The organism is [Bacteroides] pectinophilus (assembly GCA_025146925.1).
Taxonomy (GTDB): Bacteria; Bacillota; Clostridia; order Lachnospirales; family Lachnospiraceae; genus Bacteroides_F; species Bacteroides_F pectinophilus.
On sequence record CP102260.1, the window covers coordinates 2,541,616 to 2,559,440 of the forward strand.

17 protein-coding genes are annotated in these 17,825 nt (G+C 43.1%); 4 read left to right on the forward strand and 13 right to left on the reverse strand.

The window, feature by feature from the left end:
* Positions 1 to 67 precede the first annotated feature (67 nt).
* The 5 genes from NQ488_11915 to NQ488_11935 all read right to left on the reverse strand — a co-directional run bounded on the left by NQ488_11915 (position 68) and on the right by NQ488_11935 (position 7,795).
* Positions 68 to 763 (reverse strand): 5'-methylthioadenosine/adenosylhomocysteine nucleosidase, encoded by a 696-nt coding sequence (locus tag NQ488_11915; GenBank protein ID UWN95264.1) that lies wholly within the window; start codon positions 761 to 763, stop codon positions 68 to 70.
* A gap of 469 nt (positions 764 to 1,232) precedes the next feature.
* Positions 1,233 to 3,248: a 3-phosphoshikimate 1-carboxyvinyltransferase gene (gene aroA, locus NQ488_11920; GenBank protein UWN95265.1), complete on the reverse strand. Its 2,016-nt coding sequence runs from the start codon at positions 3,246 to 3,248 to the stop codon at positions 1,233 to 1,235.
* 1 nt (position 3,249) lies between these two features.
* Positions 3,250 to 3,771 (reverse strand): nitroreductase, encoded by a 522-nt coding sequence (locus NQ488_11925; protein ID UWN95266.1) that lies wholly within the window; start codon positions 3,769 to 3,771, stop codon positions 3,250 to 3,252.
* 64 nt (positions 3,772 to 3,835) lie between these two features.
* On the reverse strand, positions 3,836 to 5,647 hold the full coding sequence (locus NQ488_11930) for an ABC transporter ATP-binding protein/permease (GenBank protein ID UWN95267.1): 1,812 nt from the start codon (positions 5,645 to 5,647) through the stop codon (positions 3,836 to 3,838).
* Complete coding sequence (locus NQ488_11935) at positions 5,648 to 7,795, reverse strand: ABC transporter ATP-binding protein/permease (GenBank protein UWN95268.1); 2,148 nt, start codon at positions 7,793 to 7,795, stop codon at positions 5,648 to 5,650.
* 195 nt (positions 7,796 to 7,990) lie between these two features.
* On the opposite strand from NQ488_11935, the gene NQ488_11940 reads away from it, so the two are divergent.
* Complete coding sequence (locus NQ488_11940; protein UWN95269.1) at positions 7,991 to 8,848, forward strand: AIM24 family protein; 858 nt, start codon at positions 7,991 to 7,993, stop codon at positions 8,846 to 8,848.
* A gap of 5 nt (positions 8,849 to 8,853) precedes the next feature.
* Here NQ488_11940 and spoVAC read toward each other — a convergent pair whose 3' ends face one another.
* Entirely contained in the window at positions 8,854 to 9,315 is a 462-nt protein-coding gene (gene spoVAC / locus NQ488_11945) for a stage V sporulation protein AC (protein ID UWN95270.1), read from the reverse strand.
* Between the two features lie 231 nt (positions 9,316 to 9,546).
* On the opposite strand from spoVAC, the gene NQ488_11950 reads away from it, so the two are divergent.
* Both NQ488_11950 and NQ488_11955 read left to right on the forward strand, forming a co-directional pair.
* Positions 9,547 to 10,023 (forward strand): RNA polymerase sigma factor, encoded by a 477-nt coding sequence (locus NQ488_11950; protein UWN95271.1) that lies wholly within the window; start codon positions 9,547 to 9,549, stop codon positions 10,021 to 10,023.
* Positions 10,016 to 10,954, forward strand: a complete 939-nt coding sequence (locus NQ488_11955; GenBank protein UWN95272.1) for an anti-sigma-V factor rsiV — start codon at positions 10,016 to 10,018, stop codon at positions 10,952 to 10,954. The genes NQ488_11950 and NQ488_11955 overlap by 8 nt, the downstream gene beginning before the upstream one ends.
* Here the strand turns inward: NQ488_11955 and NQ488_11960 are convergent.
* From NQ488_11960 to NQ488_11970, 3 genes are all read right to left on the reverse strand, one after another.
* Positions 10,944 to 11,372, reverse strand: coding sequence for a stage V sporulation protein AB (locus tag NQ488_11960; GenBank protein UWN95273.1), 429 nt, complete (start codon positions 11,370 to 11,372; stop codon positions 10,944 to 10,946). The two genes, NQ488_11955 and NQ488_11960, sit on opposite strands and share 11 nt — an antisense overlap.
* Positions 11,369 to 12,055 carry a stage V sporulation protein AA gene (locus NQ488_11965; protein ID UWN95274.1) on the reverse strand — a complete coding sequence of 229 codons (687 nt, stop codon included), beginning with the start codon at positions 12,053 to 12,055 and terminating at the stop codon, positions 11,369 to 11,371. The genes NQ488_11960 and NQ488_11965 overlap by 4 nt, the downstream gene beginning before the upstream one ends.
* Positions 12,056 to 12,217: 162 nt before the next feature.
* A complete protein-coding gene (locus NQ488_11970; GenBank protein UWN95275.1) occupies positions 12,218 to 13,534 on the reverse strand; it encodes a zinc-ribbon domain-containing protein in 1,317 nt (438 codons plus the stop codon).
* A gap of 244 nt (positions 13,535 to 13,778) precedes the next feature.
* Here NQ488_11970 and NQ488_11975 point away from each other — a divergent pair, with 244 nt between their 5' ends.
* On the forward strand, positions 13,779 to 14,672 hold the full coding sequence (locus NQ488_11975; protein ID UWN95276.1) for a class I SAM-dependent methyltransferase: 894 nt from the start codon (positions 13,779 to 13,781) through the stop codon (positions 14,670 to 14,672).
* Positions 14,673 to 14,683: 11 nt separating this feature from the next.
* On the opposite strand, the gene NQ488_11980 is transcribed toward NQ488_11975, so the two are convergent.
* The 4 genes from NQ488_11980 to NQ488_11995 form a co-directional block, all read right to left on the reverse strand.
* The gene (locus tag NQ488_11980) at positions 14,684 to 15,454 is read right to left on the reverse strand and encodes a SigF/SigG family RNA polymerase sporulation sigma factor (protein UWN95277.1); all 771 of its coding nucleotides are present in this window, start codon (positions 15,452 to 15,454) and stop codon (positions 14,684 to 14,686) included.
* Positions 15,455 to 15,487: 33 nt separating this feature from the next.
* Positions 15,488 to 15,931 carry an anti-sigma F factor gene (gene spoIIAB, locus NQ488_11985; protein UWN95278.1) on the reverse strand — a complete coding sequence of 148 codons (444 nt, stop codon included), beginning with the start codon at positions 15,929 to 15,931 and terminating at the stop codon, positions 15,488 to 15,490.
* Entirely contained in the window at positions 15,918 to 16,304 is a 387-nt protein-coding gene (locus NQ488_11990; GenBank protein ID UWN95279.1) for an anti-sigma factor antagonist, read from the reverse strand. Before NQ488_11990 ends, spoIIAB begins: the two co-directional genes overlap by 14 nt.
* Positions 16,305 to 16,417: 113 nt before the next feature.
* Positions 16,418 to 17,812, reverse strand: coding sequence for a tetratricopeptide repeat protein (locus NQ488_11995; GenBank protein ID UWN95280.1), 1,395 nt, complete (start codon positions 17,810 to 17,812; stop codon positions 16,418 to 16,420).
* Positions 17,813 to 17,825: the final 13 nt, after the last annotated feature.

The window sequence follows — 17,825 nt, forward strand, 5'->3', positions numbered from 1 at the left end:
ATAAAACGCCGCACGCTAAGTCCCTGTGACTTAACATGCGGCGCATTTTTGTATTTTTATATTTTACTTATCCAAGCTTTGCAGCGATTGCCGTAAGTAGTGTCACGGAATTCTTTATTGCCTGTGCTTCAAATGCGGGATAATCAACTGTTGCGCTGTCATCCGCTTTATCTGATATAGCTCTCATAATAAGAAATGGAATCTTATTTACATATGCTGCCTGTGCAATGGCTGCTCCTTCCATCTCCGTACACATTCCGCCAAAATTACTGATAATACGTTCCTTTACTGCCTTATCTGATATGAACTGGTCTCCACTCACAACACGTCCCACATGCACACCAACCTGAGGAAGCACTTCTTTGCAGCACTCTTCTGCTGTTGCCAGAAGCTTTTTATCTGCCTCGAATGAAAGCGTATCCATTCTTGGAATCTGTCCAAGCGGATACCCAAATCCAGTTGCATCCACATCATGATGAAGAACATCTGATGATAATACAATATCTCCAATGTCAATCGATGCATCAAGTGAGCCGGCTATTCCCGTATTAATAACTGCATCAGCCTTAAAGTCATCGCAGAGAATCTGCGTACATATTGCAGCATTAACCTTACCGATTCCGCTGCGCACAATTACAACCTCGCTGCCATTGAGACTTCCGCATGAGAACTTCATGCCGGCTTTTTCCTCAACACGCTCAATATTCATAGCTTCTACTATCTGTTCAACTTCTTCGTCCATGGCGCCTATAATGCCTATCATATGTGTTACCTCCGTATAATTAATGTCTGTTTGTGTAGTGGTTAGTTGTATCTATGTGTCATATTGATATAAGAGTGACGCGGGGCAGACCGGCAGTTCAACGCAGGGCCGCTTGCGCTGCTTAGAGCCGGCAATGGTACATAAGGCGGCAGAATACGCCGCCTAAGTACCAGCCGCTCTAAAAGCCCCTGCTTATGAATCTGCCGGTCTGCTCCGCTGTGCTTCCGTCATCGTTACCTGACGCACACAGATGCATCTACACTGTATTCCTAATAATCCCGGTGCGTATATTTCCGCGCGTCCGCGTCTGCGAAACACAGCGGCGGTGTGTTGTGCTGCAACCGGGTGCTTTGCAGACATCGGTACTTAGCCGCCGTATTCCGGCGGCTTATGTACCGCTATGTCTGCATCGCAGCGCAAGCGTGCCCGGATGCGGCATAACACACCGCCGCGTTCCTTACACACGCGCCTACAGTATCCTCTCTATATCCTCATAGCACTTCACTACATAGTCACAATGCAGCCCCTGTGGTCTTACAGCTCCTGCGCGGTTTAACCAGCATGTCTTAATTCCATACTGCACACCGCCCTTCATATCAGAAGTAAGTGAATCTCCTATTATCATCACCCTGCTTCTGTCATATATTCCGATTCCGTTCATGCATGCATCAAAATACTTTTCTGAAGGCTTGTCTGCGCCTATCTGCTCTGATATAAAGCATCCCTTTATATACTTTCCGACACCGCTTTCCGCAATACGCCTTGTCTGCGTTCTTGTTATTCCATTAGTAGCTATATATACATCATAACGTTCCGAGAGGTATTTCAGGAGTTCCAAAGCCCCCTCATAAAGCACGTGCTGCTTTGTAAGCTCATCGCGATATATTGCCTCAAATGCCTTACCGTCATAATCTATCCCCTCTTTTTCAAAGAAAAGCTGCCAGCGCGTATCAAGAAGTTCCTGCCTTGTTATCTCGCGTCTTTCAAGCTTCTGCCACATAGACGTATTATGAACAAGGAATCTGTCTGCGAATCCAACGGCTGTATCCGCTTTACCGGCATGTATTCCAGCCTTCTCCAGCGATATTGCTACCGCTCTTCTGGCACATTCATCAAAATCCATAATCGTATTGTCATTATCGAGAAGTATTACGTCTACATCGGCCTTTGTATACAACGAATCAAGCACCTCAAAATAATTCTCAAATGTCTTACGGCAGCACCCCGGATTCTTAATTACAACGCCATCCGCTCCAAGTCCCGTAAGAGACATCGCCATTGCTATTCTGTGGTCTTCATAAGTCTCAACCTCAACAGGCTGCGGCTTACCCGGGAATATCCTGATTCCATCGTATTGAGGAATCTCCTCGCATTTTATCCCCATTCCCGTAAGTTCATTTATAATTGCCGCCATTCTGTCAGATTCCTGATACCTGATATGTCCGACATTATAAATGCTTGTCGGCGTATCGGCATATACGGCAACTGCTGCCATAGTCATAGTCTGGTCCGAAAAATCATTCATATCAATAGTTATACCGTGATATGACGATACCCCGGAGCCCTTAACCCATAGTCCTTCCTTCGACTCCTCGAGTACACAGCCAAGCGTCCCAAGTGTCTCGACATACTTCATATCACCCTGAAGAGATGGTCTGTGGACACGCTCAACTCTCACATCACAGCCGAGTATCGGAGCCATACTGTAAAAATACGACGCAGCCGATATATCAGGTTCAACAACATAACTGCCGAGTCCGTAACTTTGATGACCTGCAACTCTGTATCCGCTGTCATGTCTCGTATATGATATACCAAACTGTTCAAGCATCGAAAGTGTCATCTTAATATATGAACCTTCTGTTCTGCTGCCTGTCACATTAATGTCAAGCCCGGCATCAAGAAGTGTTCCTGCCATAAGAAGCGCACTTGTGAACTGGCTGCTTACCGTAGTATCAACCGTGACAGATGACAGATGTATATCATGTGAATGCATAATGAACGGAAAATGCCCCTCTTCTCCGAGGAATTCAAACTCAACTCCTCCGTCACGAAGAATTTTAAGCAGCGGCTCCATAGGTCTTTTAGCCATCTGCTTTGACGAATTCATCTCATAATCACCGCCTGCAAGCGCAAGCATAACTGTGAGAAATCTTGCCGCAGTTCCTGCACTCCGCACATCAACTGAAGCAGTGTTATTGGGAATTACTCCGCCTGTACCCTGTATTACGACACGCTCATTCTCCTCATCGATGATAAGTTCAAATCCGAGCCTGCCGAGGCAGTCCAAAAATGCTCTTGAATCATCACTGAACAAAACGCCGGTAAGCTCACACCGGCGTTCTGACATTGCAGCAAGCATCAATGCCCTGTTCGTTATACTCTTTGAGCCGGGAACCTTAACACAAAAAGGTCCCCTGTTGCAAAGCCGTTTAACCTCGTATGTATCATTAACCATCATATCCTTCTGCATATTATTCTGCATATTATTCCGCATAGTACACCCAGTTCTCTTTTTTCTTCTTCTCTTCCGGATATTCTCCGTCTATATAGCCAAGCGCACAATGTCCGATTCCTTCGTAATCTCCTTCTATTCCAAGTGACTTAAGGATCTCCTTGCCCTCAGGCATCTCAAACTCTTCCTTAGCTCTGTGTATCCAGCAGCTTCCAAGTCCCAGGTCATGTGCCGCAAGCATAAGGTTACCCATAACAAGGCTTCCGTCATACACATGTGTAGGACGCGACTTGTCAGCAAGAACAATAAGAATTACGGGTGCCCCGTAGAACGGGTCACTTGACGAACCCATTATCTGTGCATTCATCTTAGATATCTTATCCCTTAATCCCTTATTAGTTACTGCAATTATAATCGGTGACTGATAGTGCATTCCTGTAGCTGCACATGTTCCTGCTTCAAGAACCTTGTCAATGAGTTCCTTCGGAACCATGTCAGGCTTATATTTTCTGATACTTCTTCTTGTCTTAATAATGTCTAATGTCTCACCCATGCTGTTTCTCCGTTTCATAAAACAACTTTACCGAAAACATTTTACCACAACATAATTAATGCGTCTATGATACATTTTCAAACTGGGAATTATAAAGCTGTGCATAGAATCCGTTCTTTTCAAGGAGTTCCTCATGGCTGCCCTGCTCTACAATATCCCCGTCACGCATAACAAGTATTATGTCGGCATTGCGGATTGTCGAGAGACGGTGGGCTATGATAAAGCTTGTGCGGCCCTTCATAAGATTATCCATGGCGTTCTGTATCTGCTCTTCTGTTCTCGTATCTACTGAAGATGTAGCCTCGTCAAGAATTATCACCCTGTTATCCGCAAGAATTGCCCTTGCTATCGTAAGGAGCTGTTTCTGTCCCTGTGATACATTGCTTGCATCTTCGTTAAGTTCCATATTATAGCCGCCCGGAAGTGTTCTTATGAACTTATCGGCATGTGCTGCCTTACATGCTGCAATTACTTCTTCATCAGTTGCATCAAGGCGTCCGTAGCGTACATTTTCCATTATTGTACCCTTGAAAAGCCATGTATCCTGAAGCACCATTCCAAATGCGCTTCGTAAGTCTCTTCTGTTGTAGTCTTTAACATTATGCCCGTCAAGCATTATCTTTCCTGAGTTCACATCATAGAATCTCATAAGGAGCTTGACCATCGTTGTCTTTCCCGCACCTGTAGGCCCTACTATGGCTACTTTCTGCCCCGGCCGGACATTGGCGCTGAAATCATGGATTATGACATTATCCGGGTTATATCCGAACTTAACATGGTCGAACTCAACTGATCCTTCAATGACATGCTCTGATATATCAACCGGATTGGCCGCAGCCTGATCCTCCTCTTCCTCGCCAAGGAATTCAAATACACGCTCAGCTGCCGCTGCCATTGACTGTACCTGGTTAATAACCTGTGCAATCTGCTGTATTGGCTGTGTAAAGTTCTTTACATACTGGATAAATGCCTGTATGTCACCGACTGTAATTCTGCCCTTTACTGCAAGAATACCGCCGCAAAGTGCCACACCTGCATATCCGAGGTTGCCTACAAAAGCCATTATCGGCTGCATCATTCCCGAGAAAAACTGTGACTTCCATGCTGAGTCATACAGAATCTTATTCGTGCGGTTGAATTCATCAAGTGTCTCCTGCTCTTTATTGAAGAGCTTTATTACGTTCTGCCCGCCAAACGTCTCTTCAACCTGACCGTTTATATGACCGAGATACTCCTGCTGCTTTATGAAAAATCTCTGTGATTTTTTAACTGTAAATGAAACAAGCGCTCCGGATACAGGAAGGACAACAAGTGCTATAAGTGTCATAAGCGGTGAGATGCTGAGCATCATTATAAGCACACCTATAAGTGTTGCCGTTGATGTAATTATCTGTGTTATACTCTGGTTAAGTCCCTGACCGAACGTATCAACATCATTGGTAATTCTTGAAAGAACCTCACCATATGTCCTGCTCTCAAAGTATTTCATCGGCATTCTGTTTATCTTCTGTGATATATCGCGTCTTAACTGATAGCATACCTTCTGGGTAACTCCTGTCATAAGCATGCCCTGCGCGAAATTGAATATTGCACTTACCGCGTATATTGCAAGTACAAATACAAGTATTCTGCCAATATATTCAAAATCAATACCGCCTGTTCCCTGTATCTTCGCCATAAGACCTTCTGCAAGACCCGTTGTTGCCTTACCAAGTATCTTAGGTCCCATTACGCTGAATACCGTTGATGCTGCTGCAAACAGCATTACAAGGAATATCTGTATTTTAAATCTGCCTATATATGACATAAGCTTCTTTATTGACCCCTTAAAATTCTTGGATTTCTGGGGTGGTACCATTGCTCCCGGACGTGGCATTTAATTTTCCTCCTTTCCCGCATTCTTAAGTTCTTCCTCTGAAAGCTGTGACATTGCTATTTCTTTGTATACCTCACAGTTCTCAAGGAGCTGTCCATGAGTTCCGATTCCGGCGATCCTGCCTTCATCAAGTACTATTATCTGCTCTGCATGAAGTATCGTACTTACACGCTGTGCAACTATAATCATGGTACTGTCGCGGACATTCTCACCAAGCGCCTTTCTTAATGCGGCATCAGTCTTTAAGTCAAGCGCTGAAAAGCTGTCATCAAATACAAATATCTTCGGATGCTTTGCTATTGCCCTCGCAATCGAAAGTCTCTGCTTCTGTCCGCCTGACACATTAGAACCGCCCTGCGCTATTCTGCTGTTATAAGTATCATCTTTTTCTTCGATAAATTCTGTTGCCTGCGCTATCTGTGCACACTGCTTCATATCATCATCAGATGCATCGGAATTGCCAAACTTTATATTACTCGCGATTGTTCCTGAAAAAAGCACCGCTTTCTGAGGAACGAATCCAATCATTCCCCTTAAATCCTCAAGAGACATATCCCTTATATCCGTTCCGTCTATGGTTATCGAACCTTCTGTAACATCATAGAGACGCGGAATAAGATTTACAAGTGTTGACTTACCGCATCCGGTACTTCCTATAATTGCAGTTGTCTGCCCCGGAAGTGCTTCAAAATCAATATTTTCAAGTACGCAGTCCTCTGCATTCGGATATCTGAAATTAACATGGTTAAATCTGACTTTTCCTTCTGCCTTATCTTCAACATGTACCGGATTATCAGGATTCTCAACCGAACTTGCCGTCTTCATTACCTCATCAATTCTGTCTGCTGCAACCGCTGCTCTCGGAAGCATTATTGAAAGCATCGTAAGCATAAGGAATGCCATAACTATCTGCATCGCATATGTCATAAATGCAGTCATCGTTCCTACCTGCATTGTTCCCGCATCAATATGGTGTGCGCTCACCCATACGATAAGTACAGTTATGACATACATGATAAACATCATTCCCGGCATCATAAATGTCATTACGCGGTTAGTAAAGAGATTGGTCTTAGTAAGCTCTGTATTGGCTGCATCAAATCTCTTCTCCTCTTCATCTTCACGTCCGAATGCCCTGATTACGGAAAGTCCGGTAAGAATCTCTCTTGATACGAGATTAACCTTATCAACCAGCTTCTGCATAAGCTTGAACTTAGGCATTGCGATTGAAGTAAGTACAAGCACAAAGCCCATAATAAGGAGTACCGCGAGACCTATTACCCATTCCATATGTGAACCGGTATTAAGCACCTTTATAATTCCGCCGATTCCGATTATAGGCGCATATGCAACAATTCTCAGCATTATTACTGTTACCATCTGTATCTGCTGCACGTCATTGGTACATCTTGTTATAAGTGATGCCGTAGAGAACTTATCCATCTCAGTGTTAGAAAATCCGACAACCTTTTTGAAAAGATTGCCGCGGAGTGTCATTCCCACACCGGCCGCAACACGCGAAGCAGCAAGTCCTACAAGCACTGTTGCGGCTGCCATAATAAGTGCAAGCCCAACCATCTTACCGCCGGCTGCAAGCAGATAATTCAACTGGATCTTATTCATATCCATTCCCGCATTGGCATCACACTGCTTTGCATAAGCAACTCCCATTGAACTTACAAGTGACGCCCCCATTGAGTCTATCATCTGTGAAGCCTTATCCTGCATCTGTATGACAGCATCTTTACCTGCAAGCCCTGCCTTTGCCGCCTGAATGAACTGCACTCTCTCATCGTCCTTTAACTGATAGTTAATCAGAATTGGAACAAGCAGTTCATTCTGCACAGCCGTAATATCTTTTTTCTTACTTATGTTAAGTCTGTAGATTCCATCCTCTTCCAGATCATACGACTTTTTCCAGAGTCCGGCCTGTTCATCTGTCATGAAAAGCTCAGCCTCCTCAAAGTCTGTCTGCGTCACCGACTGTGGCACTGAATACGCAATGCCGCCATTCTGTATTCCGGTATCAATGATATCCGATGTATACTGTGGCATCGCAAGGTCACAAAACGCCTGAACCGCAAGGAGTGCCAGGATTATAATTACCGATTTCCAATACGGAGCAAGATTGCGAAATATTTTTCCCATTGTAATTCCTTTCTGAATATAGTTACTTCGTTATTTTCATATTTTCATTGACAATGTTCTAATAGTATTTCATTTTTACAAATTACGTCAATACTAATGGACTACATTTAATAAATATATAATACTAATTGACACATTTATTAACATTATCTAAAATATATTAACGTAGTATAAATTTTTACACAGGAGGCTATAATGATTCAATTAAACAATTTTGCAAACAATGAAAATCTTAAGCAGATAGCTCAGATGGGCTCATACACTGTATATGAGCATCAGAAAGATATGAGCGTTGCACCGTCATATGCATCAGTTGCATATTTCATGCATGAGATGAATGTAAGAAAGCGTCAGGTTCTGTGCTGCCTTAACGGAACTTCCGTAAGAGTCCAGGCAGGCGCAATGCAGTGGACAGCCGGAAGCGTAGAATCAGAGACAGGCGTTAAGGGTGTAGGTGATTTCTTAGGGAAGGCTCTTAAGGGTGCCGTAACCAACGAATCAGCCGTTAAGCCGGTATATAACGGCTGGGGCTATCTCATGCTTGAACCTACATATAATTATATCATCCTTGAGGATGTTGCTACATGGGGAAGCGGTATTGTTCTTGATGACGGAATGTTTCTCGCATGTGATGCAGGTCTTAATGAGACAGTTGTTGCACGTAACAGTGTATCTTCAGCGCTTCTTGGCGGTGAAGGACTTTTCAACTTAAGTCTCAGCGGCCAGGGTATTGCTGTTCTCGAAAGTCCTGTGCCACGCGAAGAACTTTTTGAGATTGTCCTTGATAATGATGTTGTAAAGATTGACGGCAATATGGCTGTTGCATGGTCATCTTCACTTCAGTTTACTGTCGAAAAGTCTTCAAAGAGTCTGCTTGGCTCCGCTGTTAACGGTGAAGGTTTTGTTAATGTATATCGTGGTTCGGGACGCATACTCATGGCACCTACAGTCAACGGAACCACAATGTCAACATCTAATTCTCCTAAGCAGAATGCCGGAGTATCATCAAAGGGTCTCGTATCAAGCATTGCCAAGAGTGCATTAGACTTATAATTTTGTTACAATAACTTTGTTATCCAGTATATAACACCCAGTATCCAGCTGCTGACTATTCCATAGAGTATAACAGGACCGGCTATCGTGAATATCTTACATCCGACTCCGAATACCCAGCCTTCCTTCTTATACTCTATAGCGGCAGCTGCTACTGAGTTGGCGAATCCCGTTATCGGCACAAGGCTTCCGGCTCCGCCCCACTTCGTAATCGATGGATATATATTAAGTCCCGTAAGAATTACGCTCAGAAGAATGAGTGTAACAGTTGTCCACAGCGCAGCTTCATCCGCTGCTATTCCACAGCCCTTATATATCTCAAGAACCCCCTGCCCAACAGTACATATTATTCCTCCGGTAACGAATGCCTTTATACATTCCACGGCACAATTGTGTTTGGGCGTAATCTCCTCCACATATCCATTATATATCTCATCCCTGTCCTTAGAATCAAGTCCGTCAAGCATATCCCTACTCCCTTCTGATATTTCCTTCACAAGCAGCAAAATCATGTTATCATAAGACAAGCTTTTCCCACATCCAATAAATATATTCATGAATTAATTTTAATTTTTAATAAAATTCCAAACTTTTACTAATATTAATTTGTCTATATAATAGAAATTGAAAAATATACAATTATCCGGATATACGATATTTTTTATTTCCTTAAAATTCACAAAACGGAAGGAGCCATCTTGAATAAATACGATAAATGCGTGCAGTACATCCTTGATAATCAGACGCATTTTTACCGAATAGCATACTGCTATGTAAAAAATGAGCATGATGCTCAGGATGTTGTACAGAATACAATTATCAAAGCGCTTGAGAATATCACTTCTCTAAGATGTATAGGAGCCATAAGGACATGGTTCTACAGAATCCTTGTAAATGAATCTCTCAATTTTATTAACAGGACTAAGAAAGAGATTCCTTATGAACAATTTGACACCGAATATACCGACAGCTTCTATCATCCCGACGATGAGATTATGTCACTTGTGCTTGGACTTCCACAGGATATGCGTACAATAATTATACTTCATGTTTATGAAGAGCTTACCCTGAGGGAATGTGCTGCTATTGCACGCATTCCGCTGAGTACTGCCAAGACACGATATTATGCAGCACTTAAGCAGCTTCGCAACAGTATGGAGGATCACAATGAATAACCGGAATAATATCATTTTTGACAAGAGCAGGGAGGCCTACAATAATATGGTCATCCCATCAACGCTTAACAGCAAAGTAAAGGAGGCGGTTAATATGTCACCAGGCAGAAAACATACAAACAGCCGTATTATCATCACTGTAGCATCTACAGCTGCCGCAATAGTTATTCTTTTTATTGCAGGCGTCAATACAAGCACAGCATTTGCCGCAACACTATCTGATATTCCTATTATAGGAAGTATCGTAAAGGTCGTTACGGGACGCAGCTTCAGTGAGAGGAATGACAATGTTACAATCAATGTCGACATACCACAGATAGATGTTGATTCCACATCGGCATCAGATGCCGCTCATGTCACAGCAGAGCAGGTCAATGCCATTATACAGAAAACTGTCGATGATTACATGCAGGAACAGCAGTCTGTAATAGACGATTACAAAAAAAGCTTTCTCGAGACAGGGGGAACGATTGATGAATGGAACCAGCGTACAATCGACCTTACAGCCAGATATGAAGTAAAATATCAGGATGACCGCTGCCTTTCATTGTATCTGTACATGTATATGTCAGCATTTGCATTTACTCAGGATAATTACTATTACAACTATGACTTTGCAACCGGCCGTGAACTTACCCTTAAAGACATTCTCGGCGACGATTATATCAACATTGCCAACCGGTCAATAATTGACCAGATTACAGAACAGGTGAATTCTGACTCTAATGCAATGTACTGGGGATATTATCCTGCCGGTTACAGCGGAACTGACACATCTGAGAACACTGACAAATTTACTACTATCACAGATGACACTTCATTCTATCTGAATTCCGACGGTGACCCTGTCATATGCTTTCCGAAATACTCCATCGCACCGGGTTACATGGGTGTCCGCGAATTCGTTGTAAAACGTCAGTCTAATTCATAACATACAGGCGCAGATAATATACAAGACTTCCTATGCCTTTTCCAAGTGCTATGCAAAGCACAGCCCATCCAAGACCTCCGGCTATCCTTGTTCTTCTCACAAGAACAGGGATAGCCTTTACCGTCTCAGCAAGACATACAGCAAAGCTCCCCACATATATACCCGACATCAGGCCAAATACTGCCGCTCCGGCTATTCCGACAGGCACCGGAATTTCATACAGCAGCCATATATTTCCAAGCGCTGCCCCAAGCATTATCATATCTTCATATAATCTTATGTGACTTGCCGTATTCGTAACTTTTGCATATCTGTTAATAAGACCGACGCTGGTTATAATTGCAAATATTCCCGCTGCCGATACAGCGCCTCCTCCTAGGCACAAGAGGCCTGTCATTATATATTTTAATACCGTCATTGAACATCCTCTTCCTTTCCTGACCTTCCGCCACGTTCAATAAGTGCATAATCCAGATCCTGCTCGTAATTATTCATCTCAACCTCTATCGGTGTAGGGTCATTACTGAATGTCTTACTTCCAAAATGATTATAGAACACTGCTATTCCTCCGGTAAGTCCCACCGAATACATAAGTTCCATCCAGTTTGTATCCGTCTTTTCCTCTCCTGTTATCATTCCATATACTTTTTCAAAAATCTCTGTTGTCCCGACATCATTGTTATAGGCCATAATTGCATACCCGCTGCCAAAGAAAATCACTATACATATAAGAACTGTCTTAATAACATCAAGAACCGCCGCCATATGATGATTCCGCTTTTTCTCGTCTATATAATCCACTATAAAATCTGCCTCTCCGATATTCTCAACCGAGGCCTGTGGATATTCCTTCTGTATAAGCTCAATTACCTTCATTGCGGATACACTGTATCTTTTCTTTTGTATATGCTGTTTTTTGGCATTTCTGTTACCTGCCGTGCTGTCTCTCCCATTCTCAGGTATCTTCATAATCCTTATTGTCTTAAGCTTATTTACAACTGTGCTGTCGGTACAGTATATACTTGCCACATCCCCGATGGTTACTTCCCTGCTGCCCACCTCGTTATTCCTGTCTAGTTTTATATAGATATTCTGATTCATTCTGATTCATATTCCCCCATTAACACCCATTTTTGTGACATAACAATTCTTTGTGCAGACACAAATCCTGCATAATCCTCATTTTATTATGCACCAAAAAAGGCCCCGGCATACATATGCCGGAGCCTGATTATACAATATCTGTAACTATGCAATTAACAATTAATAGAATATGGAATAAAGCGTAACTGCACTTATCTTCCACTGTCCATCCTTATACATATAAGTAAATGTGGCACTTGTTGTTTCGTTAAAGTTCTTTGTCTGGCCTGACTTCTGCGCTCCCGTTCCTGTAACTCCTGCTGATATCGAAACCTTAACATAAGGACATCCGTCAGTTGTTCCGGAAGATGACTGTGTCGAGAACTTATTGAAATCAATACTCTTGACACCATAGCCATTTTTGTATGTATTAGATACAAACTTATCATATGCCGACTTAATGCTCTTTAACTTTGCTGCATTATCAACACACATGCCCTTAACTGAATCAAAGCTCTTGTTATCAATGGCTGCGTTGAAGAACGTCTTGAGATCCTGCTCTGCCGCTGCCATTCTGGCATCAAGGACATCCTCCCTGATATCCGTCGTTGTGATGACATAAGTATATCCTTCGTCTGAGCCGAACTGATAATCCTTATCAATATCCCTGTAAATATCATCAGTTACACGGATTCTGTGTTCGCCTGCAAACATTACGTCAATCTTATATACCTTCTTCGTTTTTTCTGATGATGACTTTGAATTATCTTTCTTATCATCTTCGCTGTTGTCAATATATTTGTCCGGCACTTCTACATCATCAATATAAAGTTTGGATGTTGCTCTTACCGTGAGCTTAACATTCTTTGATACTATATCTCTTGGACTTACCTTATATCTGTTCCAGAAGAGCATAAACTTCCCGTCGCGCACCAGCTCAACTGATGTCACAGATCTTGAATTGCCTTTTGTATAATATGTAACGTAAAACTTCTTGGCAATTTTGGAATCATAATCTTCATCTTCAACGACTTCATAGTTCGTTATATCCTTGGCATCTCTGTCTTCAAGTGTTTTGGCAAGAAGCTCCTTTGTAATGAAGTCTCCCTTAGGAAGATCCATATACTTAAACGCCTTCTCCCACTGTCCTTCCATAGATGCTTTGAAATAATTCTGCGCGATTCTCTTAGGACTGCTGAGTACACTTCCTGCTATTATGAAAATAATAACAAGTGCCGCAACTGCTGCTCCTGTAATAATTGACTTACGCTGCTTTGCTGACATTGGCTGCTTTGGTGCTGCAGGTGCCTGTACCTGTGGCTGCTGTGCCGTCATCTGCGGCTGCTGTGCCGCCTCCTGTGTACTCTCAGGTGCCTGTGGCGCTGTCATCTGCTCTGCCGCAGGTGCCTGTACTGTGTTGTCCTCCAATGGTGCTCCGCACGCTGCGCAGAACCTTGCATCATCTTCATTCTTAGTTCCACATTTTGGGCAAAACATGATTATCCTCCTCATATTCTAATATATACTTTGACCCTCTCTGTATGCGCATAAAATGCTTTATCTGCAGGCAAAATATCAGTTAAATTTTACCATACGCCATATCAAACTTCAACCGGCTCTTTTCAAAGTACTTACGCAAAGTACTTACACAACAGCATCAATATAAAGTTGAAATACGAATCAATATAATATATTATAAATACTGTAGACTATACATTCAGAAACGGAGATATTTATTTATATGTGGATTGCAGATAACTGGAAAGATTATGAAGTTATAGATACTTCCTGCAAAGAGAAGCTTGAAAGATGGGGAGATTATATCCTTGTCCGTCCCGACCCGCAGGTAATATGGGATACGCCTAAGACTGACCCAAGATGGAAGCGGCTCAATGGCCACTACCACAGAAGCCAGCAGGGTGGCGGAAGCTGGGAGTTCTTCAACCTGCCGGAGCAGTGGAGCATAAGCTATTCAAGTGATACATTTAAGAAGCCGCTCAGATTCAACCTTAAGCCTTTCAGCTTTAAGCATACGGGACTGTTCCCTGAACAGGCTGTCAACTGGGACTGGTGCGGCAGTAAGATTGCACAGCGCAAGGCTGCAGAACCTGACCGTGAGATAAAGATTCTTAACCTCTTTGCATATACCGGAGGTGCCACACTTGCATGTGCTGCATCAGGAGCATTTGTGACACATGTTGATGCCTCAAAGGGAATGGTCGGATGGGCTAAGGAGAATGCTGCAAGCACAGGACTCTCTGACCGTTCAGTCCGCTGGATAGTAGATGACTGTATCAAGTTTGTTGAGCGTGAGATACGCCGTGGCAATCATTATGACGGAATCATCATGGATCCTCCTTCATATGGCCGTGGCCCTAAGGGGGAGATCTGGAAGATTGAAGATTCAATTCATTCACTTGTTCAGCTCTGCGCCAGACTATTAAGCCCGGATCCTCTGTTCTTCCTGATTAATTCATATACTACAGGACTGGCGCCGGCAGTTCTCACATATATGCTCTCTACCGAACTTAAGTCATTTGGCGGGACTGTAGACTCACAGGAGATTGGTCTGCCTGTAAGTTCTAACGGACTTGTACTTCCATGCGGTGCCTCAGGACGCTGGACTTCTTTATAACAATATTTTAATCATGATATTTTTTCCCTCAGTCTCAGCAGAATCCGCTTTTCGATTCTGCTGACCTGAACCTGGGATATTCCCATTTCTTTTGCAACCTGTGTCTGCGTCTGATCTCTGAAATACCTCAGCAGTATCAGGTTTTTTTCATTCTCCGGAAGCTCGTCCAGAATCTGCTTAAGCACCATATGATTTATAAGCTGCTCCTTCTCATAGTCTGTCCATTCACACTCCGGAACAATTCCGGCTCCTGATGAGCCTCTGTCAGCCACACGGTCTATAAGTGTAATCTCATTGCCGTCAGACTGATATATTGTCTTATATATTGATTCAATCTCACTGCCTGCCTCAAGAGCCATGACAATATCTTCCTCAGGCACGTCAATAGCCCTTGCTATCATCTCCATTGACGGTTCCTCTCCCATCTCCTTCTGAAGCTGTTCCCTTGCACGCTGTACCTTTACAACAATCTCTTTTAACGAACGGCTTACCTTAATCATTCCGTCATCACGCAGAAAACGCTTTACCTCTCCAGTGATCATTGGAACTGCATAAGTCGAAAACCTGACATCGTAAGATGTGTCAAATTTGTCTATAGCCTTTATAAGTCCTATGCTTCCTATCTGGAAAAGATCTTCAAGCTCGTGTCCACGGCCCGTAAATCTTTTTACAATACTCCATATAAGTCCCATATTCTCTGTAACAAGCCTGTTTCTGGCTTCTTTGTCCCCTCTGTGCGCCTGCTCGATAAGTTCTTTTGTATGATTATAAGAATCACACATTCACTTCACCCTTATTGCACCCTCAATAGACTGTTAAACTGACCTGCTGCCAAGCTGCTTTGTCATAATAACTCTGGTTCCTTCTCCCGGCTCTGACTCCACCTTAATGCTGTCCATGAATGCCTCCATGAATGAAAAACCCATTCCTGAGCGTTCGAGTTCCGGTTTTGATGTATACAAAGGCTGCATTGCCCTGTCCACATCATCAATCCCGACACCATAGTCTTCGATTACTACAGTTACCGTCTCTTCCTCAATTTCACATCTGATGACTATTACCCCCGGCCCATTCTCATATCCATGTACAATGCAGTTGGTCACTGCTTCTGATACCGCTGTCTTTATATCGGCTATCTCATCAAGCGTAGGATTGAGTTTTGTGCAGAATGCAGCTACCACAACTCTTGCAAAGCTTTCGTTATCCGACCTTGCAGATATCTCCATTCTCATTGCATTGCCATCATTAATATTTTGCATTATTACGTCCTCCCCCGGCACAAATCTGGTCATCATGCACTTCACACGATTCAATTGCTTCACCAAGCTCTCCAAACACAGTAACAATTTTATAAAGTCCTGATATCTGCAGGATTCTTTCTACATTTCTGCAGGGGGACACAATTGCAATTCTTCCGGTCCGGTGCATTTTCTTATATCTCCCCATAATAAGCCCGATTCCTGAACTGTCCATGAATGTTACCTTTGAAAAGTCAAATATTATACTCCTTATCCCTCTTTCTTCAACGACCTCGTCTATAACCTCACGTATCTCGTCCGCAAGGTGATGATCCAGATCAGTATTAAGCCCAATCACAAGTGAGCCCCTCATTGCCATATAGTAATAATTCATTCACTGCTCCAATCCTGCGTTACTTTACGCACATTAATAAACTCAAAAACCCCTGTGCATTACTGATGCACAAGGGTTCATTAGTAGCTATATTGAATTTATCTGGCTATATGTCAGTGTGTTGACACATATGTCGTCGCTTCAGATATATATCTGCTCGTTGGGAAATTAGTAACTATGTACTGATAGTACTTCTTTGCATTCTCTGTCTGATCAAGTGCAACATAGCACTTTGCGCTGTAGTATGCAGCATCTGCCTTGGTACTGTCAAGCTTATATGCTACCGTAAGATCTTCAACAGCCTGATCATACCTGCCGCGCGAATAGTTGGAATATCCTGTATTATACAGCTCGTTAGCTGCACTTGCAGTAGTTGCAGCGGCTATCGTATTGTAAAGGCTCTTGGCATTGTCTGACGGAAGCGAACTTACATCAACATCAACAAGATACTTGGCTGCCTTTGTCGGCTCATTAGCAATATAGGCATTGGCTGCATCAATAACTGCCGTAAGCAGCTTATTATTGCCATCAACACCTGATATGCTCTCAAGCTTCTGGTTAAGCGTATCCCTCTCTGCCGTAACATCCTGCAGCTGCCTTGTCAGTGAATTAAGTTCCGCATTACCGTTAGAAAGCTTTTCACTGTACTCAAGGATACTCTGGTTATAATCGCTTGTAAGGCCCTTGTATCGTGCCGGTGTAATAAGGAACCATATCAGTGCCGCACCTATGAGTGCTCCCACAAGGATATTAATAATCGTAATCGCTCCGTTGCTTGGCTCCTTATACGATGAATGCGGCATTATTACATCATTACCGTTAAGCGGCTGCGTCTCAGTCTTCCTGCTCTTAAGCTTAGGCAGGAAACTGTCCTGTGCTTCCGCCGTTCTGTCGCTCTCAAGTCTCTTTATCTCATTAAGGTATCTTCTTGCCTGCGTATTGCTCACATCAGTCCTCAGTACCTGATTAAGGCACTTTTTGGCTCTTGCATATTCCTTCTCTTTCATGTAAAGCAGTGCGAGAAGAAGCTGTGCCTTAACAAACTTCGGATTCTGTGTCGTAACTTTCTTAAGCTGGATTATCGCAATATCCGAATTGCCTTCCTTAGCTGCAGCAAGCGCTACATTATACTTTCTTATGTTCTGCGTAACCGCTTCAAATCGTGTCTGGTTGGACTGTATCCTTGTTATGTAGCTGCCGGCAAGATTCTTCTCCGGCTTAATATTCTTACTCATTACCCATTCACTGAGAGCCTCAACGACATCGCCCATCTCACAGTACACAAGTGCGAGAAGATTACGTGCCCTGATATTGCCCTTATTGAATGTAAGGCTCATCTTAAGATCTTCTATAGCACCCGACAGATCCCGTACATTCGCCTTCTCAAGTCCGCGGTTATAATATGCATTAGATGCTTTTACTACATCATTATATACTGATACGTCAGCGCCACAGTTAGGGCAGATTGAATCGCCTGTAAGCTGTGCACCGCAATTATAACATTTCATCCCTGTCTCCGTT